Origin of the sequence: Kribbella sp. NPDC026611, from assembly GCF_040638345.1 — a bacterium.
Lineage (GTDB): Bacteria > Actinomycetota > Actinomycetes > Propionibacteriales > Kribbellaceae > Kribbella.
Genome location: NZ_JBEZYC010000004.1, coordinates 461325 through 486385 on the forward strand (window position 1 = coordinate 461325; position 25061 = coordinate 486385).

29 protein-coding genes and 1 pseudogene are annotated in these 25061 nt (G+C 69.5%); 20 read left to right on the plus strand and 10 right to left on the minus strand.

The window, feature by feature from the left end; translation table 11 throughout:
- The first annotated feature begins 33 nt into the window (after nucleotides 1-33).
- The 12 genes from AB0E69_RS19305 to AB0E69_RS19360 all read left to right on the plus strand — a co-directional run bounded on the left by AB0E69_RS19305 (nucleotide 34) and on the right by AB0E69_RS19360 (nucleotide 11353).
- Nucleotides 34-768, plus strand: coding sequence for a hypothetical protein (locus tag AB0E69_RS19305; protein WP_360147218.1), 735 nt, complete (start codon nucleotides 34-36; stop codon nucleotides 766-768).
- Complete coding sequence (locus AB0E69_RS19310; RefSeq protein WP_360147221.1) at nucleotides 768-1568, plus strand: hypothetical protein; 801 nt, start codon at nucleotides 768-770, stop codon at nucleotides 1566-1568. The genes AB0E69_RS19305 and AB0E69_RS19310 overlap by 1 nt, the downstream gene beginning before the upstream one ends.
- Entirely contained in the window at nucleotides 1565-2875 is a 1311-nt protein-coding gene (locus AB0E69_RS19315; RefSeq protein WP_360147224.1) for an ATPase, T2SS/T4P/T4SS family, read from the plus strand. The genes AB0E69_RS19310 and AB0E69_RS19315 overlap by 4 nt, the downstream gene beginning before the upstream one ends.
- A 4-nt stretch (nucleotides 2876-2879) precedes the next feature.
- On the plus strand, nucleotides 2880-3782 hold the full coding sequence (locus tag AB0E69_RS19320) for a type II secretion system F family protein (RefSeq protein WP_360147227.1): 903 nt from the start codon (nucleotides 2880-2882) through the stop codon (nucleotides 3780-3782).
- Entirely contained in the window at nucleotides 3779-4699 is a 921-nt protein-coding gene (locus AB0E69_RS19325) for a type II secretion system F family protein (protein WP_360147230.1), read from the plus strand. Before AB0E69_RS19320 ends, AB0E69_RS19325 begins: the two co-directional genes overlap by 4 nt.
- A 100-nt stretch (nucleotides 4700-4799) precedes the next feature.
- Entirely contained in the window at nucleotides 4800-5018 is a 219-nt protein-coding gene (locus tag AB0E69_RS19330; protein WP_360147233.1) for a hypothetical protein, read from the plus strand.
- A 3-nt stretch (nucleotides 5019-5021) separates the two neighbouring features.
- On the plus strand, nucleotides 5022-5444 hold the full coding sequence (locus AB0E69_RS19335) for a TadE family protein (RefSeq protein WP_360147236.1): 423 nt from the start codon (nucleotides 5022-5024) through the stop codon (nucleotides 5442-5444).
- Nucleotides 5441-5863 carry a TadE family protein gene (locus AB0E69_RS19340; protein WP_360147239.1) on the plus strand — a complete coding sequence of 141 codons (423 nt, stop codon included), beginning with the start codon at nucleotides 5441-5443 and terminating at the stop codon, nucleotides 5861-5863. Before AB0E69_RS19335 ends, AB0E69_RS19340 begins: the two co-directional genes overlap by 4 nt.
- On the plus strand, nucleotides 5850-6593 hold the full coding sequence (locus tag AB0E69_RS19345; RefSeq protein ID WP_360147242.1) for a TadE/TadG family type IV pilus assembly protein: 744 nt from the start codon (nucleotides 5850-5852) through the stop codon (nucleotides 6591-6593). Before AB0E69_RS19340 ends, AB0E69_RS19345 begins: the two co-directional genes overlap by 14 nt.
- 18 nt (nucleotides 6594-6611) lie before the next feature.
- Nucleotides 6612-7256 carry a hypothetical protein gene (locus AB0E69_RS19350; protein ID WP_360147245.1) on the plus strand — a complete coding sequence of 215 codons (645 nt, stop codon included), beginning with the start codon at nucleotides 6612-6614 and terminating at the stop codon, nucleotides 7254-7256.
- Between the two features lie 108 nt (nucleotides 7257-7364).
- The gene (locus tag AB0E69_RS19355; protein ID WP_360147248.1) at nucleotides 7365-8297 is read left to right on the plus strand and encodes a hypothetical protein; all 933 of its coding nucleotides are present in this window, start codon (nucleotides 7365-7367) and stop codon (nucleotides 8295-8297) included.
- 17 nt (nucleotides 8298-8314) lie between these two features.
- Entirely contained in the window at nucleotides 8315-11353 is a 3039-nt protein-coding gene (locus tag AB0E69_RS19360; RefSeq protein WP_360147251.1) for a BTAD domain-containing putative transcriptional regulator, read from the plus strand.
- Between the two features lie 162 nt (nucleotides 11354-11515).
- Here the strand turns inward: AB0E69_RS19360 and AB0E69_RS19365 are convergent, their stop codons facing one another.
- Nucleotides 11516-12427: a neutral zinc metallopeptidase gene (locus tag AB0E69_RS19365; RefSeq protein ID WP_360147254.1), complete on the minus strand. Its 912-nt coding sequence runs from the start codon at nucleotides 12425-12427 to the stop codon at nucleotides 11516-11518.
- Between the two features lie 144 nt (nucleotides 12428-12571).
- On the opposite strand from AB0E69_RS19365, the gene AB0E69_RS19370 reads away from it, so the two are divergent.
- Nucleotides 12572-14170, plus strand: a complete 1599-nt coding sequence (locus tag AB0E69_RS19370) for an ABC-F family ATP-binding cassette domain-containing protein (RefSeq protein WP_360147257.1) — start codon at nucleotides 12572-12574, stop codon at nucleotides 14168-14170.
- A 25-nt stretch (nucleotides 14171-14195) separates the two neighbouring features.
- Nucleotides 14196-14966, plus strand: a complete 771-nt coding sequence (locus AB0E69_RS19375; RefSeq protein WP_360147260.1) for an enoyl-CoA hydratase/isomerase family protein — start codon at nucleotides 14196-14198, stop codon at nucleotides 14964-14966.
- Here AB0E69_RS19375 and AB0E69_RS19380 read toward each other — a convergent pair.
- From AB0E69_RS19380 to AB0E69_RS19390, 3 genes are read right to left on the minus strand one after another with little or no spacing between them, the layout of a single operon-like run.
- Complete coding sequence (locus AB0E69_RS19380; RefSeq protein WP_360147263.1) at nucleotides 14963-15412, minus strand: SRPBCC domain-containing protein; 450 nt, start codon at nucleotides 15410-15412, stop codon at nucleotides 14963-14965. The genes AB0E69_RS19375 and AB0E69_RS19380 overlap by 4 nt on opposite strands.
- On the minus strand, nucleotides 15409-15747 hold the full coding sequence (locus AB0E69_RS19385; RefSeq protein ID WP_360147266.1) for a metalloregulator ArsR/SmtB family transcription factor: 339 nt from the start codon (nucleotides 15745-15747) through the stop codon (nucleotides 15409-15411). The genes AB0E69_RS19380 and AB0E69_RS19385 overlap by 4 nt, the downstream gene beginning before the upstream one ends.
- The gene (locus tag AB0E69_RS19390) at nucleotides 15744-16178 is read right to left on the minus strand and encodes an SRPBCC domain-containing protein (RefSeq protein WP_360147269.1); all 435 of its coding nucleotides are present in this window, start codon (nucleotides 16176-16178) and stop codon (nucleotides 15744-15746) included. The genes AB0E69_RS19385 and AB0E69_RS19390 overlap by 4 nt, the downstream gene beginning before the upstream one ends.
- Nucleotides 16179-16310: 132 nt before the next feature.
- On the opposite strand from AB0E69_RS19390, the gene AB0E69_RS19395 reads away from it, so the two are divergent.
- Nucleotides 16311-18203, plus strand: coding sequence for an ABC transporter ATP-binding protein (locus AB0E69_RS19395; protein WP_360147272.1), 1893 nt, complete (start codon nucleotides 16311-16313; stop codon nucleotides 18201-18203).
- Nucleotides 18203-18379 (plus strand): hypothetical protein, encoded by a 177-nt coding sequence (locus tag AB0E69_RS19400; protein ID WP_360147274.1) that lies wholly within the window; start codon nucleotides 18203-18205, stop codon nucleotides 18377-18379. Before AB0E69_RS19395 ends, AB0E69_RS19400 begins: the two co-directional genes overlap by 1 nt.
- On the opposite strand, the gene AB0E69_RS19405 is transcribed toward AB0E69_RS19400, so the two are convergent.
- The 3 genes from AB0E69_RS19405 to AB0E69_RS19415 form a co-directional block, all read right to left on the minus strand.
- On the minus strand, nucleotides 18376-18876 hold the full coding sequence (locus AB0E69_RS19405) for a hypothetical protein (RefSeq protein WP_360147277.1): 501 nt from the start codon (nucleotides 18874-18876) through the stop codon (nucleotides 18376-18378). The genes AB0E69_RS19400 and AB0E69_RS19405 overlap by 4 nt on opposite strands.
- A gap of 67 nt (nucleotides 18877-18943) precedes the next feature.
- Nucleotides 18944-19702 carry a polyprenyl diphosphate synthase gene (gene uppS / locus AB0E69_RS19410; protein ID WP_360147280.1) on the minus strand — a complete coding sequence of 253 codons (759 nt, stop codon included), beginning with the start codon at nucleotides 19700-19702 and terminating at the stop codon, nucleotides 18944-18946.
- Nucleotides 19702-20778 carry an ATP-dependent DNA ligase gene (locus tag AB0E69_RS19415; RefSeq protein ID WP_360147283.1) on the minus strand — a complete coding sequence of 359 codons (1077 nt, stop codon included), beginning with the start codon at nucleotides 20776-20778 and terminating at the stop codon, nucleotides 19702-19704. The genes uppS and AB0E69_RS19415 overlap by 1 nt, the downstream gene beginning before the upstream one ends.
- A gap of 60 nt (nucleotides 20779-20838) precedes the next feature.
- Here AB0E69_RS19415 and AB0E69_RS19420 point away from each other — a divergent pair, with 60 nt between their 5' ends.
- From AB0E69_RS19420 to AB0E69_RS19435, 4 genes are read left to right on the plus strand one after another with little or no spacing between them, the layout of a single operon-like run.
- Nucleotides 20839-21396, plus strand: coding sequence for a DUF1707 and FHA domain-containing protein (locus AB0E69_RS19420; protein ID WP_360147286.1), 558 nt, complete (start codon nucleotides 20839-20841; stop codon nucleotides 21394-21396).
- A 39-nt stretch (nucleotides 21397-21435) separates the two neighbouring features.
- Nucleotides 21436-21720, plus strand: a complete 285-nt coding sequence (locus AB0E69_RS19425) for a hypothetical protein (RefSeq protein ID WP_360147289.1) — start codon at nucleotides 21436-21438, stop codon at nucleotides 21718-21720.
- A complete protein-coding gene (locus AB0E69_RS19430) occupies nucleotides 21717-22127 on the plus strand; it encodes a MerR family transcriptional regulator (RefSeq protein WP_360147292.1) in 411 nt (136 codons plus the stop codon). Before AB0E69_RS19425 ends, AB0E69_RS19430 begins: the two co-directional genes overlap by 4 nt.
- Nucleotides 22124-22459 carry a YnfA family protein gene (locus tag AB0E69_RS19435; protein WP_360147295.1) on the plus strand — a complete coding sequence of 112 codons (336 nt, stop codon included), beginning with the start codon at nucleotides 22124-22126 and terminating at the stop codon, nucleotides 22457-22459. Before AB0E69_RS19430 ends, AB0E69_RS19435 begins: the two co-directional genes overlap by 4 nt.
- 126 nt (nucleotides 22460-22585) lie before the next feature.
- On the opposite strand, the gene AB0E69_RS19440 is transcribed toward AB0E69_RS19435, so the two are convergent.
- The 3 genes and pseudogenes from AB0E69_RS19440 to AB0E69_RS19450 all read right to left on the minus strand — a co-directional run.
- A complete protein-coding gene (locus tag AB0E69_RS19440) occupies nucleotides 22586-23563 on the minus strand; it encodes a LysR family transcriptional regulator (RefSeq protein ID WP_360147298.1) in 978 nt (325 codons plus the stop codon).
- Between the two features lie 451 nt (nucleotides 23564-24014).
- Nucleotides 24015-24146: a zinc-binding dehydrogenase gene (locus tag AB0E69_RS19445; protein WP_360148516.1), complete on the minus strand. Its 132-nt coding sequence runs from the start codon at nucleotides 24144-24146 to the stop codon at nucleotides 24015-24017.
- A gap of 109 nt (nucleotides 24147-24255) precedes the next feature.
- A pseudogene (locus tag AB0E69_RS19450) lies at nucleotides 24256-24990 on the minus strand (zinc-binding dehydrogenase); the annotation flags it as partial.
- Nucleotides 24991-25061: the final 71 nt, after the last annotated feature.

The window sequence follows — 25061 nt, forward strand, 5'->3', positions numbered from 1 at the left end:
CGGTTGGCACCTCCCTGCCATTACGGTAGGCGCGTGAGTCTCTCGTCCTCCACGCGTACCCCGTCCCCAGGCTCTCGCGGAGCGGGCCGATCGGCGGGCGGTGGGTCGACCCGCCTCCCGAGCAGCCGAGAGCGCCGCCCCGCACTGGCTGCGCTGGCGGTGATCCTCATTCTGCTCGGTGCCGCGGGCTCCGCGCTGATCGCGCTGAACAGCGGCAACCGGTCCGACTTCGTCGCCGTCAACAGCGACCTGGAGCCCGGGCACCGGCTGGAGCGCAAGGACCTGTCCCGCGGTGACCTGGCCGGCGCGACCGGCGGCATGATCCCGTGGTCGCAGGCCGAGAAGTACCTCGGCCACTACACCACCGGGTGGATCTACAAGGACCAGTTCGTCACCCCGAAGAACTTCACCACCGACACCAACCCGCCAGTCCCGACCAACGGCGCACTCGTTGGTCTCACCCTCGATGCGGGCCGGGCGCCGTCGGACGGCGTGGACGTCGGCGACAAGGTCTCGGTGATCCGCGTCCCCACCTCGAACCAGGAGACGGTCTCGGCCCAGACGCTGGTCGCCGCGGCCGAGGTGACCGCGGTGTCGGGTGCGATCTCGGGCGACAAGACGAGTACGAACAGCACGCTGAACGTGACGGTCCTGGTCCCGACCGACAAGCTCGCCACTGTGGCGGCCGCCGCGGCGGCGAAGTCGCTGGTCCTGGGCAAGCTGTCGCCGAGCACCAAGACCGACGTGTCGCGTTTCGGGGGCAACTGATGGCACTGGTGGCATTGGCGAGCGCCAAGGGGTCTCCGGGGGTCACGACCGCCAGCCTGGTCTTTGGTGCGCTCTGGCCGCGGCAGGTGCTGCTGGCCGAGTGCGACCCAGCCGGTAGTGACGTGGCGATCCGGATGACCGGGCCGGGTGGTTCGCCGCTCAACTCCGACCGTGGTCTGGTCAGCCTGGCCGCCGCGAGTCGGAAGGGGCTGGGCGACGAGGTGATCCTCGCGCACAGCCAGCAGCTCGACGGAGGTCTCGACGTACTGATCGGTGTCCGTTCGCCCGAGCAGGTCGGCGGTATGGGCGGTCTGTGGCACCCGCTGGGCATCTCGTTCAACCAGATGCAGAACGGTGACGTCCTCGCGGATTGTGGCCGGATCGGTGCGGCCTCGCCGCAGCTGCCGGTGATCCAGTCCGCCCGGCTCGTCGTCCTGGTGTGTACGGCGACCGGCTCGTCGGTCGCGCACCTGCGGGAGCGGCTGTCGTCGCTGGTGCACCACGTGGACGCTCAGCTCGGGGTGGTCGTCGTCGGCGACCCGAAGAAGCGTGACGGTGTGAAGCAGGTGTGGACCGTGCTGGACGCGATGTCCGTACCGGTGCGGCACCGCTGGCACCTCGCGTACGACCCGGCCGGCGCCGCGTTCTTCGACGGACGCGGCCACGGCCGGCTGGACAAGACCCCGCTGATCCGGACCGCGACCGAGATCACCGCGGAGATGGCTTCGCTCGTCGCCGCCCCACCGCCCGAGGCCTACGACATGGCGAACGCGGCGTTCCCGCCAGGGGAGTACCGATGAGCGCTGACCAGGAGCTGGTCCGGAAGCTGCGCGTGCAGGTCGCCGAGCGGCTGAACGAGCAGCGCCGGCGCGACCAGGTGAACGGCGTACCTCCGATGAGCGCGGAGGACGAGCGGGAGTACGCGCGGTCGTTGATCGTGCAGGTGCTGGAGGACCACGCCCGCTATGAGCTGGCCGAGGGCCGGACGCCGCCGACCCCGGAGGACGACGCGCAGATCGCCGGCGCGATCCACTCGGCCCTGTTCGGTGTCGGCCGGCTGCAGCCGCTGATCGACGACCCCGAGGTCGAGAACATCGACATCAACGGCTGCGACCAGGTCTTCGTGCAGTACGGCGACGGCCGCGAGGAGACGCCGGGTCCGGTGGCCGAGAGCGACGAGGAACTGGTCGAGCTGATCCAGGTACTCGCGGCGCACGCGGGTCTGACCAGCCGGCCGTTCGACTCGGCCAACCCGCAGCTCGACCTGCGCCTGCCCGACGGCTCCCGGCTGTCCGCCGTGATGGGTGTGACGTCCCGCCCCGCGGTCTCCATCCGGCGGGCCCGCCTCGGCCGGGTGTTTCTCCGCGACCTGGTGGTCAACGGCACCATGTCCGACGACGTCGCGTCGTTCCTCCGGGCGGCCGTCGCGGCCCGGAAGAACGTGATGATCGCGGGTGCGACCAACTCCGGGAAGACCACGCTGCTACGGGCCCTGGCCAACGAGATCCCGCCGCACGAGCGGCTGATCACGGTCGAGCGCTCGCTCGAGCTCGGGCTGGGCGAGTTCAAGGACCTGCACCCGAACGTGGTCGCGTTCGAGGAGCGGCTGCCGAACTCCGAGGGCGTCGGCGAGGTCACGATGGCCGACCTGGTCCGCCGCTCGCTGCGGATGAACCCGTCGCGGGTGATCGTCGGTGAGGTCCTCGGCGACGAGATCGTGACGATGCTGAACGCGATGAGCCAGGGCAACGACGGCTCGCTGTCGACGATCCACTCGAACAGCTCGATGGAGGTGTTCAACCGGATCAGCACCTACGCGATCCAGGCGATGGAGCGGCTGCCGATGGACGCCACCCAGATGCTGATCGCGGGCGCGCTCGACTTCGTCGTGTTCGTCCGCCGGCACAACGACTACCAGCACGGCGGCGGCGTCAGCCGGTACATCGAGAGCATCCGCGAGGTGACCGGCTGGGACGGCCGGGTGCTGTCCGGCGAGGTGTTCGCGCCCGGACCGGACGGCCGCGCGGCGGCGCACGCCCCGATCGCCTGCATGGACGAGCTCGAGCACTACGGCTACCAGCCGCTCGTGCACGGGACCTGGGCGTGATGGGATGAACGACCGGACCCTTGGGGCGCTGCTCTGCGGAGCGGTGGTGGGCGGCGCGGTGATGCTGCTGATCATCGCGATCCGCGGCACCGAGCGCCGCGACGAGACGCCATCGCTGTTCCGCAACCGGTCCGCCGAGAACCGGAAGAACCTGATCCGGGTGGGCGTCGGGATCGGCGTCGGCCTGCTGGTGCTGGTGGTGACCCGCTGGCTCGTGCTCGCCGCCGCCCTCGGTCTGCTGGCCGCGATGGCCGACCGGTTCTTCGGCGGCAGCGGCGAGGAGCGCCGGGCGATCGACCGGCTGGAGGCGCTGGCCACCTGGACAGAGGCGCTGCGCGACACCATCGCCGGTGCGGTCGGTCTGGAGCAGGCGATCCCGGCCACCGCGATCAACGCGGCCCCGGCGATCAAGCCCGGCCTGAACCTGCTGGTCGACCGGCTGCGCATCCGCGAACCGTTGCCCTCGGCACTGATGCGGTTCGCCGACGACCTCGACGACCCGTCCGCCGACCTGATCGTTGCGGCTCTGGTCCTGAACGCGCGCCTGCGCGGCCCCGGCCTGCGCGAGGTGCTCAGCGCGCTGGCCGACTCGGCCCGCGAGGAGCTCGACGTACGGCGGAAGGTCGCGGCCGAACGGCGGTCGACCCGGCGCAGCGTCCAGGTCGTCGTCGCGGTGACGCTGATCATGGCCGCCGGGCTGGTGCTGTTCAACCCGACGTACATGGCGCCGTACACGAGTTTCATCGGGCAGGTCGTGCTGCTGGTCGTGATCGCGCTGTACGCGCTCGGCCTGCTCTGGCTGCGGCGGCTGGCGAAGATCGAGGTACCCGAGCGGTTCCTGATCGGGAGTACGAACAACCAGCGGATGACTCGTGGCGAGGAGCGGATGGAGGTCGTGAACGGATGACGTGGGCCTTCATCGCCGGCGGGGTCGCCGGACTCGGCGTGTACGTGCTGCTGCGGATGTTCATCAAGCCGCGCGCGAACGTGCTGTCCACCATCGCGCGGATCGACGCCGGCCGCGGCGGGTACTCCAGCGCGGCGACGGCCAGCGCCGCGGGCGAGAAGGTGCTCGGCGGGGTGGACCGGGCTCGCGAGACGCTCGGCCGCCGGCTCGAGGCCGAGGCGAACGCGCGCGGCTGGGCGTTCGGCAAGCTGCGCCGCGACCTCGCGGTGATGAACCAGCCGTTCGCGGCGATGCTTGCCACCAAGGTGTTCTTCGCCCTCGGCGCGATGGTGTTCATCCCGATCATGCTGTTCCTGTTCGCGGCGATCGGGCTGGGCGCACCGGGTGCCAGCCCGGCGATCGTGACGCTGGCGTTCATGGCGTTCGCGTTCTTCCTGCCGGACCTGGCGTTGCGGCAGGAGGCGGAGAAGCGGCGGCGCGACTTCCGGCACGTGGTCGGTAGCTTCCTGGACCTGGTCGCGATGAACCTGGCCGGTGGCCGCGGCCTGCCGGAGGCGCTGATGACGGCGTCGACGATCGGCGAGCACTGGGCGATGGCGCGGATCCGGCAGGCGCTCGCGAACGCGCGGCTGATCGGCATCACGCCGTGGGACGCGATGGCCCGGCTGGGCGAGGACCTCGGCGTCGACGAGCTGCGCGACCTGGCGTCGGCGCTCGCACTGGCGGGCGACGAGGGCGCGAAGATCCGGGCCTCGCTGCTCGCCCGGGCGGCATCGCTGCGCCGCAAGGAGCTGGCCGATGTGGAAGGTAAGGCGGGTGAGCGCTCCCAGTCCATGCTGGTGGCTCAGCTCGTCATGATCGCCGCGTTCTTTCTCTTCCTGGCCTTCCCGGCCGGCGTGGCGATCCTCGGAAGTTAGGCGAAACAGTGATCGGGGCATGGGATCCAGCGGGACGGACTGTCCGTCCTAGAGGGCATACTGAGGCCTGCTTCGGCCGCATACTTCGGAAGGCACACTGATGAACTCGGAACTGCAGTTCTGGCGCGCGATGGTCAGCTACGCGGTGGCGCGGGCGCACGCACAACGGGCCCGGGCACGACAGGGCCGCACCGAGCTCGGCGCCTCGGCGCTGGAGTGGGCCATCATCTCGGCGATCCTGGTCGCCGCCGCGCTCGCGATCGGCGTCGTGGTCAAGCGCGTCATCGACAAGCGCACCGGTGAGATCGACCAGGGCTGATCCTTGAAGCACCGGCTGCGGCGGCGGTCGGAGCGCGGGGTCAGCACGCTCGAGCTGTCGATCCTGGCGCCCGCGATCCTCGCCCTCATCTTCCTCTCGATCCAGACCGCCCTGTGGCTCTACGGGCGGTCGGTCGCGCTGAACGCCGCGCAGGAAGGCGTCTCCCGGCTCCGGCTGGTCCAGCCGCCGGTGTACTCGCCGGCGGTGGGGGAGAAGGTGCGCTCCGACATCCAGTCGTACGCCGCGCAGCTCGGTGGCACCACGTTGCAGAACACGAACGTCGCGTTCCCGTCGTACAACAGCCCGGAAGGCATGGTCTCGTTCACCGTCACCGGCGACACCGTCTCGCTGGTGCCTGGCCTCAAGCTGAAGGTGAGCCGCACCGCCACCGGCCCCATCGAACAGTTCGAGGCCGACACCAAATGAAGCGGACCCAGCGCGGGACGATGGCACTGGAGATGGTGATTCTCGCGCCGGTGCTGCTGATGCTGTTCATGTTCCTGCTGGCCTGCGGCCGGTACTTCCAGACCGGTTCGCTGCTGGAGAGTGCGGCGCGGGACGGCGCGCGGGGTGCGAGCCAGTCGCGGTCGCTCGCCGAAGCACAGGGGCGGGTGAACGACGCGGTCACGTCGACGATGGGTCAGGCGGTCAAGTCCTGCAAGGAGTCCGCCGCCGGCTCGATCACCACCGGCTTCAACCCCGGCGAGGCGCTCTCGGTCGAGGTCACTTGCACGATCAACTACCGCGATCTCGGCCTGCTCGGCCTGGGCGGCGACACCACGATCACCAAACGCTTCACCTCGTCGCTCGACCCGTACCGGGGGGTGCGCGGTGCAGGCTCCTGATTTCCTGGGTTTCTTCCGAATTGATGCCCCTAGCAACAAACGCCGTACCCTGCGCCGTCGTCCCCTGGGCCGGGGTGCGCTGAGTCCCGCGGTCGCGATCCTCGCGGTGATGATCTTCATGCTCGCCGGCCTCGTCATCGACGGCGGCCGCCAGCTCGGTGCCCGCTCCCGCGCCGTCGGCTACGCCCAGGAGGCCGCGCGGGTAGGCGCCGCGGCGATCCAGCTCAACTCGTCCGAAGCCAAGATCGACACCGTCAAGGCCGCCACCGCGATCACCGCCTTCTGTGGCCAGGTCAAAGCCAACGACCCGGCAGTGTCCGCGTGCACCCCCACCACCCTGACCGAGAAGGAAGTCGACATCCAGGTCGACATCGCCAACAAGACCACCTTCCTGGGCCTCATCGGCCGGAACTCCCTGAAGGCGGTCGGCACCGGCCAGGCGCACCCGGAACAAGGCATCAACAAGGCCGACGACAGCCCCACCATCCCAGGCATCGTCGTCCTCACCAGCCCCGACGGCCCCGGCGGCACGATCGGCGAACCGCACCCGCCGACGATCGACCTGCCCTGCCCGGACTGGACGATCGGCTCGCCGACGCCTACCTGGACCTGGTCGCCGATCCCGTTCCCGCCGACGTGCAAGCCGACTGCCACCCCGACGGACACCCCACCGTCCAGCACGCCACCGACGAGCTCGCCCACACCCACCAAGACCAAGACCCACCGGTAAGACGAAGGACTTTCATCTGTGAGTAGGTCGAAGCTGCCCGCCGCAGCACTGGTCGTTGTCCTGCTGCTGTCCGCGTGCGGCAAGAAGGACTCAACCGACGGCGGCCTGCCCCAGCCGGCCGGCGACGGCGGCGGTACGACGACCTCGACCACTCCGAGCGCCTCCGCATCGAGCACGCCCACACCGTCCGAGCCGTCGGCGCCGCAGTCGTCGGCAACTGCCACCGGGCGGCAGATCTACATCGTCACCGGGAACTTCCGGAACAACCCAGCCGTCCAAGGCCTCGTGTCCGTGTATCCGCTGTACTTCCAGGCGCTGGTCGCGAAGGACGACACCGTGCTGAAGAAGCGCTTCCCGTCGTTCTTCTACGCGGACGTGTTCGAGGAGATCAACGATGCCGAGCGCAACGGCTGGGTCATGCATCCGCCGGGGAGCGTGGTGGTCGTGGGTACCAAGGGACAGTCGGACGGAACCGTTCGGGTGCAGCTGTGCCGCTCGCAGACCTCGCAGTACTGGGATCCGAAGGCGAAACAGTGGACCGTGGTCGCGCCGCACGGCGCACCGGAGGTGATCGACGTGATCAAGACGGGGATCGGCTGGCTGCCGTACCGCCTGGGGCCGACGAACGGCGTGAACTGCGCAGGAGTGCGCTATCCGGCCTAGATCGGAACAACAGAATTCACGTTGCGATGAGGTGACGGGGTACTCGGCAACGGGCATGATGCACCTGGTCGAAGATAACCTGCGAGAAGACGAGCCTGGGGAGTGAGGATGCACAACCGAGTCAGCCGCGCACTGCTCACCCTGAGCACAGTCCTCGCGCTACTCATGGCCGCCCCCCTCACCACCGCATCGGCCGAAACCATCCAGACCGGCAACACGGTCTGCAGCATGTACGTCAACTCGGTCGGCTTCGGTGCCTACTGCAGCTCGGGTGCGGCCTACCTGGGGACCGGGACCCCGCCACCCACGTGGCGGCAGCGGCTGGCCGGCCGCCCGTTCATCCCGTGCCGCGACTTCCCGATCCCGGACGGCATCAAGCTCCCGCAGGCGCCGGACGGCAAGAAGTGGGTGATGCGGATCACCATCACCGACTACAAGCTCGACACGTACAACGGTGGTCCGGCCGCCCACCTGGAGCGTGCGTACGTACCGGTCGACGCGGCGGACGAGGCGCAGTGCCCGTTCCCGGACTACATGGAACAGTTCTGGCGCCACTTCAAGAGCAACTACCCGGACCCCGCGCTCCAGGTGATGCCGACCTTCACTCCCCGGGTCAACGTCCCGGCGTTCTTCTCGCTGACCCCGGCCAGCTCGATGGTCTACGAGAACACGGGTGAGTTGAGTGGGTACTACAACCAGACGCACAACCTCACCATGCGGGGGATGGTCGTCAAGATCCTGATCGATCCCGGTGACGGCACGGAGCCGTTCACCTGCAAGATGGGAGTGACGCCGGCCGACGACCCGGACGGGTACGACGAAAGCCAGGATCCGGACCACCAGATCAACACCTGCAAGCACGTCTACAAGCGATCGAGCGCGACCGAGCCCGACGCGATGTACACCGTGAAGCTGACGATCACGTGGGAAGTGTCGTACTGGATCGGCAAGGACCAGAACGGGTGGCACCCGATCGGGCAGGCTGATGTGCACGCCGTGCAGCGGTTGCCGGTGCAAGAAGTTCAGGCTATTGGTGGGTAGGGGGGATTGGAGGCGTGATGGTCAGGACGAATGAGCCGGTGCGGGCGGCGCGGTTGCCGCAGGCTACGGGTGGGAGCCCGGGGGCGGATCGGCTGAAGGGGTTCGTCGCGCTGCTCGCGATCCTGGCGATCGTCGGCGGGGTTCCGTACGTGCTGCTGCGGTTCATCGGCAGCCCGTGGCCGGACAAGATGCCGACGACCGACACGCTGTTCAGCGAGCTGGACGTGCGGACAGTGCTCGGCATCATCGCGTTCTTCATCTGGATCGCCTGGGTCCACTTCGTGGTCTGCCTGATCGCCGAGGCGGTCGCGGAGGTCCGCGGGCACGGTCTCTCTCCACGCATCCCGTTCGGCGGCGGCTCGCAGACGCTGGCCCGTCGCCTGATCTCTACCGTCGTACTGATCGCCGGCGCCGCGAGCGTGAGCCTGCCGGTCGCCAGCGCGGTCACCGCCAGCGGCCCGGCCGCGCCGACCTCGGTGACGCAGACCCACGGCAACGATCGGGGCTCCACGTCGGAGTTCCGTCAGACCGAGCCGCGCAGTTCGGTTCTCACTGGCAACCAGCACAAGACGACCGGCGGCGTGACGACCGGCGTACGGACCAATCACGACCACAAGGGTCAGGTCATCAAGTACACCGAGGTCCGTCCGCCGCAGGGCCGGAACTACGACTGCCTCTGGGACATCGCCGAGCGCTACCTGGGCGAGGGCCGCCGGTACAAGGAGATCTACGACCTCAACAAGAACAAGCTCCAGCCGGACGGTCGCCGGCTCACCAACCCGGACCTGATCATGCCGGGCTGGCAGGTTCGCCTGCCCGCCGACGCCAAGGGCCCGGGCGTGCACACGGTCCGGGTCAGCATCGGCGACCACTCGACGAAGGTGCTGCCGGAGTCCCGGACCACCACCACGCACCCGAAGACCGAGACCAAGACCGAGACGAAGACCGAGACCCGGACCACCCCGAAGACGACGTCGAAGTCGACCGAGGGAAAGGAGACGGTCGGTACGACGACCCGGGGCCGGTACACCGAGCAGGGCATCGAGCAGAGCTCGGGCGTCGTCATCGGCAACGCCAAGGACGACCCGACCGCGCGGAACGTCAAGCCGGGCGAGCCGAATATCAAGATCGAGCCGCACGGTCCGGGCGAGCAGGCCGAGCCGGGCGACCCGGCCGCGGGCGGCACCAAGGTGCCGGTCGCCACGCCGGTGGTGAGCGACGACGGCTTCAGCCTGCAGGAGGCCGGGATCTACGGATTCGGCGCGACCGTACTGGCCGCCGGCCTGGCCCTGGCGCTGAAGAAGCGCCGTGGCTGGGCCCAGGGCCCGGGCCCGAAGGCGGCCGGCCACCGGCAGACCGAGGTCGGCCTGCGGCTGGCGTCGGACATCCCGACGGCCGAGTTCGTCGACAAGGCGCTGCGCAAGCTCGGCGCCGACATGACCCAGCTCGAGCGGCCGATGCCGAACGTTGTCGCCGCGCTGGTCACCGACAACGCGCTGACGCTGGTCCTGGACCCGTACGACTCGCGGCCCGCGCCTCCGGGTCCGTGGCAGGCGATTGCCGAAGGCACCCGCTGGACGCTGCGCCGGGCGTACGCGCCGACCGGTGAGATCACCGCGCCGGCGCCGTACCCGACGCTCGTCACGGTCGGCAGCAACGCCGACGGCGCGACCGTCCTGGTAGACCTCGATACCGCGAACGGAATCGTCAGCTTCGGCGGCGTGAACAACGCGTCCCGTGACGTGGTCGGTTCGCTGGCGGTCGAGCTGGCGACCAACCTGTGGTCCGAGGGCGCGCACGTGAGCATGGTCGGGTTCGGCGACGACCTGTCCTCGCTGTCGCCGAGCCGGCTCAGCTACTGGGTCCGGCTGGACGACGCGCTGGCCGAGGTCACCCGCCGTACGGACGCGCAGGTGCAGGCGTGCCAGCGCCGTACTGTGGGCTCGGTGTCCGAGGCGCGGATGACGCACCCGGACGCGGCGTTGTGGGGTGCGGAGATCATCTTCGTTTCCGCGCCGCCGTCGCCCGAGGAGCAGGACCGGCTGAACCGGCTGGCCGCGGACCAGAAGCGCAGCGTCGCGGTGGTCGTGGTCGGCGACGTGATGGCCTCACCGTGGCGGTTCGTGGTCGACGAGAAGAGCCAGGCGGTCTGCCGGCTGCTCGGCCTCGAGGTCGACGCGCACCACATCTCGCCGGAGCAGTTCGCCGACCTGGTCGCGCTGTTCGACGCGGCCGAGTCGGACTCGCGGGACAAGCGGCGCGGCGAGCAGAACATGCCGGCGTACGAGTTCTCCGCGACCGACCTCACCCGGCCCGCGCCGGTCGAGGTCGACCTGCTCGGACCGGTCGAGGTCGACGCGCGCGGCGTGATCGACGACGGCCGGGTGGCGCTCTCGACGGAGATCATCGCGTTCCTGGCCAGCCAGGACTACGGCGTCCACCCGAACGTGCTGGCCGGCTCGATCTGGCCGCGCGGCATCAGCGAGGAGCTGCGGGACGCGGCGCTGGAGCACACCCGGCGCTGGGTCGGCGTGGACGCGATGTACGCCGACGAGTCCGGCCGCTGGATGCTCAACCGCAGCATCGTCCGGGTCGACTGGGACGTGTTCCGCACGCTGTCCAAGCAGGCGACGATGATGGACGACCCGCGCGGTCCGCTGTCCACGGCCCTCGGCCTGGTCCACGGCCCCGCCTGGTCGAACCTGCCGGCCGGCCGCTACTCCTGGCTGGCCGCGAGCGGCATCGAGCGCCGGATGGTCGAGGCCGTGGTCGACGCGGCCCTCCGCCTGGCCGAGGCCTCCCTCAACCACAACGACGGCAACCTGGCCCGCACGGCCCTCCAGACCGGCCTCAGCTTCTCCCCGGCCTCCGAGGACCTCTGGCGAGCCACCCTCCGCCTGGCAGCCCACTTCGGCACCACCGCGGACGTCACCAACGTCGCCACCCAGATGTACGCCGCCCTCGCCAAACACAGCGGCGCCCGCGCCGAACCGGAAACAGACGCCCTGGTCGAGGAACTCCTCCCGACCTACCACCGCCCAGCCCAGGTCGCCTGACCGCACGACCAGCGCGGGCCGGCTGGCCGTCCCACCCTCCCCGCACGAGGGGTTATCCCCGCCGGTTGAGTCTTCTCCCGTCGCATACCAAGGGAGAACACTCAACTGGCGGGGATAACCCCTCGTGGTGCGTTGGGCGGGCTGGGGGTTGCGTCGCGGTGGTCAGAGGGGGTTGGCGGACCAGGTGTCGCAGGCGGTGAGGTCGCCGGAGTCCATGCCGGTCTTGAACCACTTCATCCGTTGGGCGGCGGTGCCGTGGGTGAAGGTCTCGGGGCTGACCTGGCCCTGGGTCTTGGACTGGATGCGGTCGTCGCCGACGGAGGCGGCCGCGTCGAGGCCGCGGGCGATGTCGTCGTCGGTCAGCTCGGTGATGAGCGGCTTGCCGCTCTTGTCGGGGACCGTGGTCGCGTGGTTGGTCCAGACGCCGGCCAGGCAGTCGGCCTGGAGCTCGGAGCGGACCGAGTCCGACGAGGGGCCCTGGCGGGTCTTGATCCGGTCCAGGTAGCCGTACAGGTTCTGGACGTGGTGGCCGTACTCGTGAGCGACGACGTACGCCTCGGCGAACTCGCCGCCGCGGGCGCCCAGGTCGTTCTGCAGGGTCTGGAAGAAGCCGATGTCCAGGTAGACCCGGTGGTCCGGCGGGCAGTAGAACGGCCCGACCGCGCTGGTCGCCGGACCGCACCCGGTGTTCACCGAGCCGTCGAAGACGCGCAGCGGGGCAGGGGTGTACTTCTTCCCGCGCCGCGGGAGCTCCGCGGCCCAGAAGCTCTGGATCGAGTTCTGGTAGACGACGAACCGGCAGTCGGCGTTCTTCTGCAGGTCGACGCCCTTCTTACAGGAGCCCAGGTTGCCCGCCCCGGTGTTCTGTACGGCGGGCTCGTCGCTGCCGCTGCCGTCGCTGCCACCGGGCAGGCCGCCGCTCAGGAACAGGATGACGATCAGCAGGATGATGCCGCCGATCCCGCCACCGACCGGGATCATGCCGCCAGGCAGCCGGCCACCGCCGCCTCCGCCACTACCGCGGGTGTCCTCGACTCCGCTGGTGTCGAGATCCGCATCCGGGTTGAATTTCACGCCACCTACACTAGGACAGCGGGGCCTTTCGGTCTGCCCGAACGCCTGCCGACCCGCCAACCTCCCGCCCAGACCCCGCCAGCACCGCCCACGATCCCGCCACCAGCCGCTGCCGAACGACGACAAGGACGCCTGCGAACCCCGATGATCACTGTCTCCAGCCTCGAGGTCCGCGTTGGTGCCCGGCAGCTTCTCCAGCCTGCGTCGTTCCGGGTCGGTCCCGGCGACAAGGTCGGGCTGGTCGGCCGTAACGGCGCCGGCAAGACCACCCTGACGAAGATCCTGGCCGGCGAGGGTCTCCCCGCGAGTGGCACCGTGTCCCGCTCGGGCGAGATCGGCTACCTCCCGCAGGACCCGCGCACCGGCGACCTCGACGTACTGGCCCGCGACCGGATCCTGTCCGCCCGCGGCCTCGACGAGGTGGTCCGGCGGTTGCGCAGCGCCGAGAAGTCGATGGCCAGCGCGGACGAGAAGACCCGCGCCAAGGGCATGCGCCGGTACGAGCGGGCCGAGGCCGACCTGCACGCTGCCGGTGGGTACGCCGCTGAGTCCGAAGCCGCCCGGATCGCCGCCAACCTCGGCCTGCCCGACCGCGTCCTCGGCCAGCCGCTCGGCACGCTCTCCGGCGGTCAGCGCCGGCGCGTCGAGCTGGCCCGGATCCTGTTCGCCCAGGCCGGCACGCTGCTGCTGGACGAGCCGACCAACCACCTGGACGCGGACTCGATCATCTGGCTGCGCGACTTCCTCAAGTCGTACCCCGGCGGCGTGATCATGATCAGCCACGACGTGAACCTGCTCGAGGAGACCGTCACCCGGGTCTTCCACTTGGACGCGAACCGGGCCGAGATCGACGTCTATAACGTCGGCTGGAAGGCCTACCTGACCCAGCGGGAGAACGACGAGCGCCGCCGCAAGCGCGAGCGTGCGAACGCCGAGAAGAAGGCCGACCAGCTGGTCAGCCAGGCGAACAAGATGCGCGCCAAGGCGACCAAGGCGACCGCCGCCCAGCAGATGCTCCGCCGCGCCGAGCAGCTGATGTCGTCGCTCGAGGACGAGCGCAGGTCCGACCGCGTCGCGAAGATCTCGTTCCCGACCCCGGCGCCGTGCGGCAAGACCCCGCTGATGGCCCGCGAGCTCTCCAAGTCGTACGGCTCGCTGGAGATCTTCACCGACGTCGACCTCGCGATCGACAAGGGCTCCCGCGTCGTCGTGCTCGGGCTGAACGGTGCCGGCAAGACCACGCTGCTCCGGATCCTGGGCGGGATCGAGAAGCCCGACACCGGCGAGATCATCGACGGCCACGGCCTGAAGCTCGGGTACTACGCGCAGGAGCACGAGACGCTCGACGTCAACCGGACCGTGCTGGAGAACATGAAGTCCGCCGCCCCGGACCTGAACGAGACGCAGGCGCGCAGTGTCCTCGGCTCGTTCCTGTTCACCGGCGACGACGCGGACAAGCCCGCTCGCGTGCTCTCCGGCGGTGAGAAGACCCGGCTCGCGCTGGCGACCCTGGTCGTGAGCGCCGCCAACGTGCTGCTGCTCGACGAGCCCACCAACAACCTCGATCCGGCCTCCCGCGCCGAGGTGCTGAACGCCATCCGCTCCTACACCGGCGCGATCGTGCTGGTCACCCACGACGAGGGCGCGGTCGAGGCGCTCGAGCCGGAGCGCGTCGTCCTGCTCCCGGACGGCGTCGAGGACCTCTGGACCAACGACTACGCCGACCTGGTCTCGCTCGCCTGACCTACTCCGGAGTAATGTCCCGTCCATGACGGATCTCGGAGTGCGGTTCTCGGTGGACGGACCGGTCGCGCGGGTGGTGCTCGACCGCCCGGAGGTGCGCAACGCGCAGACGCCCGCGATGTGGAGCGCACTGGCCGACTTCGGTACGGCGTTGCCGCCCGAGGTCCGCGTGGTCGTCGTCTCGGGGGAGGGCCAGTCGTTCTCCGCCGGGCTCGACCGCCGGCTGATCATGGGCGACAACGATCTGGGTCAGGAGCCGCTGCTCAGCCTCGGCGCCAAGCCCGCCGACGAGCTGGACGAGCTGATCAGCCACTTCCAGGACGGGTTCTCCTGGCTGCGGAAGCCGGAGATCGTCAGCATCGCGGCCGTGCAGGGCCACGCGGTCGGAGCCGGCTTCCAGCTCGCGCTGGCCTGCGACCTCCGGGTCGTCACCCCGGACGCCCGCTTCAGCATGCGCGAGCCCGCGCTCGGCCTGGTGCCGGACCTCGGTGGCACCAAGCCGCTCGTCGAGCTGATCGGCTACGCGCGGGCCCTGGAGATCTGCACGACCAGCCGCTGGGTCGAGGCCGGCGAGGCGAAGGAGCTCGGCCTCGCGAACATCGTCGTACCGGCCGACGAGCTGGCCGCGACCGTGAAGGACCTGACCGACGCGCTGCTCACCCCGCTGCCCGGAGCGATCCGCGAGACCAAGGCATTGCTCCTCGGCGCCGCGGACCGCTCGTACGGCGATCAGCTCCAGGCCGAGCGCGCCGCACAGGCCCGCCGCCTCAAGGAGCTGATCGCAGCCCTCGGTTAGGGCCAGTTGGAGATCTGTACGTCGTTCGGTGACGGGTCGCCGGCGCCGGTTTCGACGTACTTCTTCAGGCTGAGCAGGAAGCTCGCCCACTTGGTGCTGCAGTGGTGCATGAACTCGACCGGCTCGCGCCAGCCCTCGTGCTTGAACAGCACGATCGCGTAGTCGCCGTCCTGGGACAGGTCGAACCGGATCGTGGTGCCGATCCACTCCGGCGGCCCGTCGACGACCTCCCAGCGGACGAGCTTGCCGGGCACGGACTCGAGGACCTTCATGTCGAAGCCCTCGCCACCGGCGCCGGCGAAGCGGAAGGCGATCACACCGTCCGGAGCGCTGTCGCCGGTGGTGTCCTCGGTCCACCACGCGGCCAGGCCGGGGATCGTGGTCAGGGCAGCGGAGACGTCGTCGATGGACGCCGTGGTGCCGATGCGGTGCAGGATGTCGTTCATTGCTGTGCCTCGTTTCTGGTTTGCTGGATGGTCTCGGCGATCCGCTTGATCCGCTGGAGTCGCCGGTCCCAGGTCGAGCTGACATCGGTCAGCTGGTCGATCGCGCGGGCGAGCTGGGTCTCGTCCACGGTGTAGCGGCGTTCTCTCCCGGAGGGTGTGCCGTGCACGAGTCCGGCCCGGTCGAGGACGCCGAGGTGCTTCGCGACGGCCTGCCGGGTCACGGGCAGTTCGTCGCTGAGGCTGGTCGCCGTACCACCGCCGGCGGCGAGCAGCAGGTCGAGCATCCGGCGCCGGGTGGGGTCGCCGATCGCGGACCAGAGCTCGTCGTCGATCACGGCCGTAGTCCCGCCCGTTCGGCGTACGGCGCCAGCCGGGGCAGGAAGTAGCTCCAGCCGGAGACATGGTCCTGGTAGACCTCGTCGGACTTGGCCGCCTCGTCGTACCCGGTCTCGGCGAAGCGGAGCAGCGTGCCCGCGCCGTCGGCGACCAGGTCGAAGGTGACGAGCAGCGAGTTCTCCGGGGTAGGTACCGCGTCTTCGTAGTCCCAGCGGAACGAGAAACGCGTCGGTGGGTCGGCCTCGACGACCGTCAGCGTCACGACCTTGGCCCCGCCCTGGAACGTGAGCGTCCCGGTCGTGCCCGGTACGGCGGTGAGGTCCGCGTCGTCCGGCCACCACTCCTTCAGATGCTCCGGCGAGGTGATGACCTCGTAGACCACCTCGGGCGTGGCCTCCACCCGTAGCTCCCGCTCGATGCTCCTGCTCATCACGCCGATCCTTTCGCAACCTTTGGTTGCATATGACTGTAGGGCATGCTGCGGCGATGCGCAACCAAAAGTTGCGGGAAGCGACTGTCGATCCCGGGTGTTATGAAGTACTTACGTACTGGGAGGAGCCGGATGTCCGGACCGATGATGGGCGGCGGGATGGGTGCCGCGATGGGTTGGCGACGACGGGACGAGTCGGTCGTCAACCAGAAGCTGGCGAAGGGCACCTTGCGCCGGATCCTCCGGTTCGCGCGGCCGTTCCGCGCGCACATCGCCGCGTTCCTGCTGCTGGTGATCATCTCCGCGGTGCTGGTGATCGCGTCGCCGCTGTTGTTCAAGAAGATCGTCGACGACGGCATCACCAAGGGCAACGCCGGCCTGGTCACCGCGCTGGCCCTGGTGGTCGCGCTGCTCGCGGTCTTCGAGGCGGTGCTCGGCCTGATCCAGCGCTGGTTCTCCGCGCGGATCGGGGAGGGCCTGATCTTCGACCTCCGGACCAAGGTGTTCGGGCACGTGCAGCGGATGCCGGTCGCGTTCTTCACCCGCACCCAGACCGGCGCGCTGGTCTCCCGGCTGAACAACGACGTGATCGGCGCGCAGCAGGCGTTCACCTCGACACTGTCCGGCGTGGTCTCGAACATCATCAGCCTGATCCTGGTGGTCGGCGCGATGCTCGCGCTGAGCTGGCAGCTGACCGTGGTCGCGATCCTGATGCTGCCGATCTTCCTGATCCCGGCCCGCGTCCTCGGCCGCCGGCTGGCCGCGATGACCCGCGAGCAGATGAACCTGAACGCCGAGATGTCGACGGCGATGACCGAGCGGTTCAGCGTCGGCGGAGCGCTGCTCGTCACGCTGTTCGGCAAGCCCGAGCTGGAGAACCGCGACTTCGGGGAGCGGGCCGGCCGGGTCCGCGACCTGGGCATCCGGATCGCGATGCTGGGCCGGGTGTTCTTCACCGCGCTGACGCTGGTCGCCGCGCTGGCGACGGCCTTGGTGTACGGCGTGGGCGGCAACCTGGCCGTTCGTCAGACACTGACCGTGGGGACGCTGCTGGCGCTGGTCGCGCTGCTCGGCCGGTTGTACGGTCCGCTGACCGCGCTGTCCAACGTGCGCGTCGATGTGATGACTGCGCTGGTGTCGTTCGAGCGGGTCTTCGAGGTGCTCGACCTGGAGCCGATGATCAAGGACGCCCCGGACGCCGAGGCGCTGCCGGCTGATGCGGCGAGCGTCGAGTTCGAGCACGTGACTTTCGCGTACCCGACCGCCGAGCAGGTGTCGTTGGCCAGCCTCGAGTCGGTGGCCGTCCTGGACAAGCGGGTTTCGGCCCAGGTACTGGAAGACGTGAGCTTCGTCGTCCAGCCCGGTCAGATGGTTGCCCTCGTGGGCCCGTCCGGCGCGGGCAAGACCACGATCACGAACCTCGTGGCCCGGCTGTACGACGTGACCGGGGGAGCGGTGCGGATCGGCGGGCAGGACGTCCGCGACGTCACCCTGCAGTCGCTGCACGACACGATCGGGTACGTCACGCAGGACGCGCACATGTTCCACGACACGATCCGAGCGAACCTCATCTACGCCAAGCCCGACGCGACCGAGAGCGAGATGATCGCGGCGCTGACCGCGGCACAGATCTGGGAGCTGGTCTCCGGGCTACCGGACGGGCTGGACACCGTGGTCGGCGACCGCGGGCACCGGTTGTCCGGTGGCGAGCGGCAGCGGCTGGCGATCGCGCGCTTGTTGCTCAAGGCGCCGAAGATCGTCGTACTCGACGAGGCGACTGCGCACCTGGACTCGGAGTCCGAGGTGGCGGTGCAGCGGGCGCTCGACTCCGCGCTCGAGGGCCGGACGTCGCTGGTGATTGCGCACCGGTTGTCGACCGTGCGGGACGCCGACCAGATCCTCGTGGTTGACCACGGCAACATCGTCGAGCGCGGTACGCACGAGCAGCTGCTGGCGCAGGGCGGCGAGTACGCCGATCTGTATCACACGCAGTTCGCGGAGTCCGGTTCGGCGGCAGGGGTCTGATGATCAGGTTCGCGCTCGCCCTCGCCGCGGGGTACACGGGGTTCAAGCTCGCGTACCACTCCGAGGACGGCCGCCACTACGGTGAGACCGGCGAGCGCGCGATCAGGACGACCCTGTCACTGCTGATCGCCGGCCTCGCCGGCGGCGTCACGTACGCGGCGCTCCTGGCTCACTAGGCTTTGGTCGGCTGCGGGTCTTGCTCCAATAGGTGCAGGACCGGTACGCCGAGGTGGCGGCGGGCGGAGTTGGTCCAGTCGAGGTGGAAGAACTCCGCCACGACGTGCTGACGGGTCAGGATGATGACCTCCCGGCCACCTTTCTGCTTGACCGTCGCGACCAGCGCGTCGATCGGCCGCTCGTGCGTGATGCCGCCCTGGGCGCTCTGCCCGAGGTCGCGCAACCGCTGCACGCTGCGGCCGCTGCAGCCCTTGGCCTCGGAGTCGATCGCCTTCTGCGCCTCGGCCAGGTCCTGCCGCTGCCCGGCCAGGCCGGGCCCGTAGAGGTCCGCCGTACCGAGGGCGCTGATCGAGGCCTCGACTCCGGCCTCGGCGTTGTGGCACGGCACGAGCACGTGGTACGTCACGGGCTCGGGCAGGTCGTGATGGAGCTCGACAACCCGCTTCGCATCCGGTTCGGAGAGTTCCTGCTCAACCAGCAGCACGACGTCGTACATCTCTCGCTACCTCCGGTTCCTACCAGTCGGTATGCCTCCATAGTGCCCCCGGAACGCCGGGAAGTACTCACCTGGATCGTTTCAGGCGGCGACGTCCGTACGTTCGCAACGCGCGGAGCAGATCCACCTCGCGGAAGGCGGGCCAGTAGAGGTCGCAGAACTCGATGTCCGACCGGGTGCCCTGCCACAGCATGAAGTCCGACATCCGCAGCTCGCCGCTGGTCCGGATCACCAGCTCGGGCTCGGGCAGGCCGGGCACGTAGAGGTGGCGGCTGATGTCCTCCTCGGTCAGCCCGTCCGCGACCTCGTCCATCGATCGCCCGTTCGCTGCCGCCTCGTCGAGTACGGCGCGGATCGCGTCGACCACCTCGAGCCGCCCGGAGTACCCGATCGCCAGCGTCAGCTCGCCCGCGTCGCCGCGGTCGCGGGTCAGCTCGACTGCCTCCTTCAGAGCGTGGGCCGTTGAGTCGGGCAACAGGTCCAGCTGGCCGGCGACGTGCAGCCGCCAGCGGTGGTCGCGGCGTACATGGTCTGCCAGGACGGTCTCGGTCAGCTCCATCAGGTAGTCGACCTCGGCCGAGTCGCGCTTGCGCAGGTTGTCGGCCGAGGCCACCCAGGCGGTGACGCAGCGGATATCGGCATCCGCGCACCACTGCAGGAACTGCTCCAGGTGCTTGGCGCCGAAGCGGTGGCCGATGCGGGCGTCGTCGTACCCGGCGTTGCGGGCCCAGCGACGGTTGCCGTCCATCACGATCGCTACATGCTGGGGGAGCGGGAGGTCCTTGAGCTGGCGCCGGAGGCGGCGCGTATAGAGCTTGTAGAGCATCAGCGCTGGGCGCTCGAGAGGACGTCGGCGAGGTCGAACTTCACCGGCTCCTCCAGCTGCTCGTACGTGCAGGACTCGGGGGTGCGGTCAGGGCGCCAGCGGACGAACTGGGCGGTGTGGCGGAAGCGGACGCCTTCCATGTGGTCGTAGCGGACCTCGACGACGAGCTCGGGGCGGAGGGGCGTGAAGGACAGGTCCTTGCCGGCCTGCCAGCGGCTGCCCTCCGCGTTGCGCGGCGTACGGACGCCCTCCTCCTGCTTGGCCCAGGCCCACGGGTGGTCGTCGAAGGTGGTGACGAGTGGCTGCATCTCCTGGAACAGCTCCTTGCGCCGCTCCAGCGGGAACGCGCCGATCACGCCGACGCTGACCAGCGTGCCGTCGTCGTTGTGCAGGCCGAGCAGCAGCGAGCCGATCCGGTCCGGGCCGCTCTTGTGCAGGCGGTAGCCGGCGACGACGCAGTCCGCCGTACGCTCCGGCTTGATCTTGAACATGGTCCGCTTGTCCGGGATGTAGGTCCCGTCCAGCGGCTTCGCGATCAGCCCGTCCAGGCCGGCACCCTCGAACCGCTCGAACCACTGCCCGGCGACGTCGTGGTCGGTCGTCGCGGGCGTCACGTGGATCGGTGCCTTCGCGCCGGCGAGCGCGTCGAGCAACGCCGTACGACGCTCGGCGAACGGGCGCTCGGTGTAGTCGTCGTCACCGAGGGCGAGCAGATCGAACGCGACGAACCGGGCCGGGGTCTTCTCGGACAGCATGTTCACCCGGCTCGCCGCCGGGTGGATGCGCTGCTGCAGCATCTCGAAGTCGAGCCGGTCGCCGGACTCGCCGATCACGATGATCTCGCCGTCCACCGCGCACCGCTCGGGCAGGTTCGCCTTCACCGCCTCGACCAACTCGGGGAAGTACCGCGTCATCGGCTTCTCGTTCCGGCTGCCGATCTCGACCTCGTCGCCGTCGCGGAAGATGATCGAGCGGAACCCGTCCCACTTCGGCTCGTAGCTCAGCTCGCCGCGCGGTATCTCCTTCACCGGCTTGGCGAGCATCGGCTTGACCGGCGGCATCACAGGCAGCTGCATCTGGTCATTGTGTCCTAGCTGCGGTGGACAGTGAACCAGCCTCGCACGGACAATACGAACATGTCATCGGTGCCGCTGGAGGGAACGCGTCCATCGGACGCGGAGCGCGATCACGCGCTCGCGGTACTGCGCGAAGGCGCGGGTTCGGGCCGGCTCTCCCACGACACCTTCGTCCGGAGGATGAACTTCGTGCTCCGCGCACAGAGCCGCGGCGAGCTCGCGGACGCCATCCGGGACCTGCCTCGGACCGAGTCACGGGCCGTTGCCTGGTTCCGCGCGCGCCTCGCTCAGACCACCGGCATCGTCGCCGGCTTGGCTCGTCGGCCTGTGCAGCGTGCTCCTCAGCAGCCGGTCCCCGGACTCGCCCTGCCCGGACCCGGTACGCCGACCGTTCGCGTCGGCCGCGGGCCTGGAGCCACGCTGCGGATGTCTGACATCACCGTCTCGCGGCACCACGCCGAGCTCCGGCACGTGGGCGACGGGTGGATGCTGCGGGACCTCGGCTCGATGAACGGGACCGAGGTGAACGGGCTGCGGATCACGACGGCGGTCCGGGTGCGGCCGGGCGACCGGATCCGGTTCGGCGCGGTGTCGTTCGTGCTGACCTGGACGGATTAGTTGCATCCGGTACCCAGGTACCGGTTTACCGTCGTGGGTATGAACTGGGTTCCTGACGCTTGTACGTTGCCCACCGCCGAGCGGCCGTTCCGGGTCGCTGAGTTCGAGGCGCTGTTCGCCTCCGCCCGCTCGATCTCCAGGCCCGATCGACAAACCTTGGAGGTCGTCCTGACCGCACCGCGCTCCGAGGTCGTCGACCTGACGACCCGCGAGTCGGAGTGCTGCTCGTTCTTCACCTTCGACCTCATTGATCTGGACGACGGCGTCCGGCTGCGCATCGGCGTACGCCCGGCCTACGCCGCCGTACTCGACGGTCTCTCGTGAGGTCCGGCGAACTCGCGGCCGCGGCCGCGGTCAACCTGCAGACCTTGCGGTACTACGAACGCCGCGGTCTGCTCGACGAACCATCCCGCAGCCTTGGCGGCCATCGCGACTACCCGTCCTCCGCGGTGACCACGTTGCGCGTGATCAAGGCGAGCCAACGGCTCGGGCTCACGTTGGTGGAGATCTCCGACCTGCTGGACGCGGCCCGCCACCGCCACGCCCGCGGCGAGGGAGCCGGACTCCAAGCCCGCTCCCGGGAGAAACTGGCCGATGTGGAAGCCAAGATCGCCGACCTGACGGTCATCGCCGAGACCCTCCGCGCCGGGATCGCCGCCGGGTGCGACGACCTCCGAACCTGCGCCGGCAACCCCGACTGCCCCCTCCCGTTCGCGGACCTCGCGCAGTGACGGTCCTGAAGTCTGTCCTGCTCTTCGTGCTGGCCGCGATCGCGGAGGTCGGCGGCGCCTGGCTGATCTGGCACGGCTGGCGCGAACACCGCGGCCTGCTCTGGGTCGCCGGCGGAATAGTTGCCCTAGGCGCCTACGGCTTCGTGGCCACCTTCCAGCCCGACCCCCACTTCGGCCGCATCCTCGCCGCGTACGGCGGGATCTTCGTCGCGGGCTCGTTGGCGTGGGGCGTACTCGTGGACCACTTCAAACCCGACCGTTACGACCTCCTCGGCGCCACCATCTGTCTGCTCGGCGTCGCCGTCATCATGTACGCCCCCCGCAACTCGTAACCGCGCCGGCACGTCGCTGGGCAATGGGTGAGCCCCGGCAGGCAGAGGGTGCCGGGGCTCGGGGAGATGAGTTGAGCGTAGGTTCGCCGTTGTTGGGTCGGCAAGGAATGTTGCAGCTTGTTGCAGTCAGGCGGGGTCGATGACTGCGGGGTGAGCTCGGGGGTGGGTGGACCACCAGGGGCGGGCTGCGGCGTTGCTCGTGATCGTTTGGCGGTAGGTGGTGACGAACGCCTGGTGGATAGCGTCGACGGTGGGCTGGTCGACGGTGTCGGTCCGCCAGCGGAGGGCTCGGCGCCACAGCAGCGGCTGGTTGGCCAGGGGCTTGATGACTGTGCGCGGGAGCTCGCGGACGGTGGGGGCGCAGAGGCTGACGCCGCGGCCGGCGCCGATGAGTTGTTCGATCTCGGTGATGTCGAGGTTGGAGTAGCGGAAGTCGGGAGTGAAACCCGCCGCCTCACAGGCCTCGCGCAGGTACGCGAGGTCGCCGTCCTCCTTGCCCGCGGGTGGGCAGATCCAGGTGTCGTCGGCGAGGTCCGACAGCGCGATCTCGTCGGCGTCGGCGAGTCGGTGGTCCGCGGGGAGTGCGATCGCGAACGGCTCGGGGAACACCATCGTCTGCTCGCGGATCCCCTGCGGGCAGGGCGGCGCGTGTGCGTCGTCGCAGCGGCCGAGCATGATGACATCCAGTACGTCGGCCGCCAGCATCTCCGTGAGTACTGCGCAGGACGTGTCCACCTGCGTCGTGATCTCGCGACCGGGCAGCGCATCTTCGACCCGGGACAACCATGCCCCGAACATGACCGTCCGCACCGACCCCAGCCGCAGCGGCGCCGACCCGCTGGTATAACGCCGGCTCGACCCGATCAGCTCGTCCATGTCGGCGAGCATCGCCCGCGCCCGGCTGAGCACGTGCCGCCCGAGCGGCGTCGCGACGACGCCGTACGGACCGCGCTCGAACAGCGGACCGCCGACCGCATGCTCGATGCGGTGCAGCTGCGCGGTCAGCGACGGTTGGGAGACGCCGAGTGCCGCGGCCGCCTTGGAGACGCTGCCGCTGTCGGCGAGCCGGCAGACGACCCGCAGATGCCGCAGTTCGAGCTCCATAGCGGCGAGGTTATGCCCTCCTGGGATATCACAGCCATCACGTACCGGTGTCAATCTTCTGGCACGGAGGACGCCGGGAAACCACCTGACCTGCCCTGCAAGGCGCCCGCTCCTCTGCCCCCGCCGCCGACCGAACCGCAGCCCCGGCGGCCGGCGGCGGGATCCCCGCCCAGCCACGAGAGGAGCTGTCCCATGAACGACATCTACAACGACCTCAGCTGACCCTCCCCGACCCGCCGTCCGAGCACCCGTGCCGCTCACCGAGCCGGTCGCGGTGAAGCGACAATCGCCGTCCGGTCACCCCGTGACTCACCGAATCGCCGCCCGGGCGCCCGTGACGCTCACCGAATCGCCGTCGGGGCACCCGTGGTCTCCGCCCGGCAACCGGTACAACCCCGCCCCGCCCCGGTCCCGGAGCGAACCCACCAGGTCGCTCCGGGACCCACTTTCGTTAGGTAAGAAGGACGACCTTGCCGGTTGTCTGGCGGGTTTCCAGGGCGTGGTGGGCTGCTGGGGCGTCGGATAGGGGGAATGTGGTGGTGGGGGGCTTGCCAGTGGCCTTCGATTGTGTGGTCGAGGGCAGTGGCCTCCAGTTCGCGGAGGCGGCGGGCTAGTTTGGCGCCGATTGCCCAGCCGACGGTGAGGCCGCGGCTCATCAGGTCCTGGTGGGTGAACTCGATCGCCCCGCCGCCGGACCAGCCGAACAGGAAGGCCCGGCCGCCGGTTCCGAGCAGTTCGAAAGCTTGTTGTCCGCTCGGGCCGCCGACGCCGTCCAGCAGAACAGAAATCTCCTGATCACCAAGGGCTGCCTTCAGCTGGTCGGCCCAGTCAGGTGAGCGGTAGTCGAAGGCATGGCGGGCTCCTAGCGAGCGCACCAACTGAACCTTCTCCGGCCCGCCGGCCAGACCGATCACAGTCCCACCAACGTTGCGGGCCGCCTGGACCAGATAGGCACCGATACCGCCGGCGGCCGAGGTGACCAGTACGACGTCGTCCGCGGTCAACCGCGCCTCCGCGAGGATCCCGGCCGCAGTGCGCCCGGTCCCGATCGCGGCTACGGCTTGCGCCGCGTCCACGTGGTCCGGCAGCTCGTACAGCGATTCCACCTTCGCCACCGCGAGTTCGGCGTACCCACCCGGCACCATGCCGAGATGCACCACGACGCGCTTCCCGATCCACGCCGGGTCGACCGAGGGCCCGACGCCGACGACCCGGCCCGCCACCTCGCGTCCCGGGATCGTCGGGAGCTCCGGGACCGGGATCGGCGAACCGCCCGAGGCGCCGGCCCGGATCACGGTGTCGACGAGGTGGACGCCCGCCGCCTCCACCTGGACGAGTACTGTTCCCGCAGTGGGGACAGGGTCCGGCACCTCCTCGTAGACCAGGTTCTCCGCCGGACCGAACGCGTGCATTCTGATCGCCTTCATGTCCGCCGACGCTAGGACCTCAACGTTGGTTCAGGTCAAGGTGTCCCACTTTCTTACGTTGTGTATTAAAG

What these genes read in the sequence shown, in the direction of transcription:
- AB0E69_RS19310 (WP_360147221.1), top strand. Translation starts at nt 768, where the DNA reads ATGGCACTGGTGGCATTGGCGAGCGCCAAGGGGTCTCCGGGGGTCACG.
- AB0E69_RS19315 (WP_360147224.1), top strand. Translation starts at nt 1,565, where the DNA reads ATGAGCGCTGACCAGGAGCTGGTCCGGAAGCTGCGCGTGCAGGTCGCC.
- AB0E69_RS19320 (WP_360147227.1), top strand. Translation starts at nt 2,880, where the DNA reads ATGAACGACCGGACCCTTGGGGCGCTGCTCTGCGGAGCGGTGGTGGGC.
- AB0E69_RS19325 (WP_360147230.1), top strand. Translation starts at nt 3,779, where the DNA reads ATGACGTGGGCCTTCATCGCCGGCGGGGTCGCCGGACTCGGCGTGTAC.
- AB0E69_RS19330 (WP_360147233.1), top strand. Translation starts at nt 4,800, where the DNA reads ATGAACTCGGAACTGCAGTTCTGGCGCGCGATGGTCAGCTACGCGGTG.
- AB0E69_RS19340 (WP_360147239.1), top strand. Translation starts at nt 5,441, where the DNA reads ATGAAGCGGACCCAGCGCGGGACGATGGCACTGGAGATGGTGATTCTC.
- AB0E69_RS19355 (WP_360147248.1), top strand. Translation starts at nt 7,365, where the DNA reads ATGCACAACCGAGTCAGCCGCGCACTGCTCACCCTGAGCACAGTCCTC.
- AB0E69_RS19360 (WP_360147251.1), top strand. Translation starts at nt 8,315, where the DNA reads ATGGTCAGGACGAATGAGCCGGTGCGGGCGGCGCGGTTGCCGCAGGCT.
- AB0E69_RS19370 (WP_360147257.1), top strand. Translation starts at nt 12,572, where the DNA reads ATGATCACTGTCTCCAGCCTCGAGGTCCGCGTTGGTGCCCGGCAGCTT.
- AB0E69_RS19375 (WP_360147260.1), top strand. Translation starts at nt 14,196, where the DNA reads ATGACGGATCTCGGAGTGCGGTTCTCGGTGGACGGACCGGTCGCGCGG.
- AB0E69_RS19380 (WP_360147263.1), bottom strand. Translation starts at nt 15,412, where the DNA reads ATGAACGACATCCTGCACCGCATCGGCACCACGGCGTCCATCGACGAC.
- AB0E69_RS19390 (WP_360147269.1), bottom strand. Translation starts at nt 16,178, where the DNA reads ATGAGCAGGAGCATCGAGCGGGAGCTACGGGTGGAGGCCACGCCCGAG.
- AB0E69_RS19395 (WP_360147272.1), top strand. Translation starts at nt 16,311, where the DNA reads ATGTCCGGACCGATGATGGGCGGCGGGATGGGTGCCGCGATGGGTTGG.
- AB0E69_RS19400 (WP_360147274.1), top strand. Translation starts at nt 18,203, where the DNA reads ATGATCAGGTTCGCGCTCGCCCTCGCCGCGGGGTACACGGGGTTCAAG.
- AB0E69_RS19405 (WP_360147277.1), bottom strand. Translation starts at nt 18,876, where the DNA reads ATGTACGACGTCGTGCTGCTGGTTGAGCAGGAACTCTCCGAACCGGAT.
- uppS (WP_360147280.1), bottom strand. Translation starts at nt 19,702, where the DNA reads ATGCTCTACAAGCTCTATACGCGCCGCCTCCGGCGCCAGCTCAAGGAC.
- AB0E69_RS19415 (WP_360147283.1), bottom strand. Translation starts at nt 20,778, where the DNA reads ATGCAGCTGCCTGTGATGCCGCCGGTCAAGCCGATGCTCGCCAAGCCG.
- AB0E69_RS19420 (WP_360147286.1), top strand. Translation starts at nt 20,839, where the DNA reads ATGTCATCGGTGCCGCTGGAGGGAACGCGTCCATCGGACGCGGAGCGC.
- AB0E69_RS19425 (WP_360147289.1), top strand. Translation starts at nt 21,436, where the DNA reads ATGAACTGGGTTCCTGACGCTTGTACGTTGCCCACCGCCGAGCGGCCG.
- AB0E69_RS19440 (WP_360147298.1), bottom strand. Translation starts at nt 23,563, where the DNA reads ATGGAGCTCGAACTGCGGCATCTGCGGGTCGTCTGCCGGCTCGCCGAC.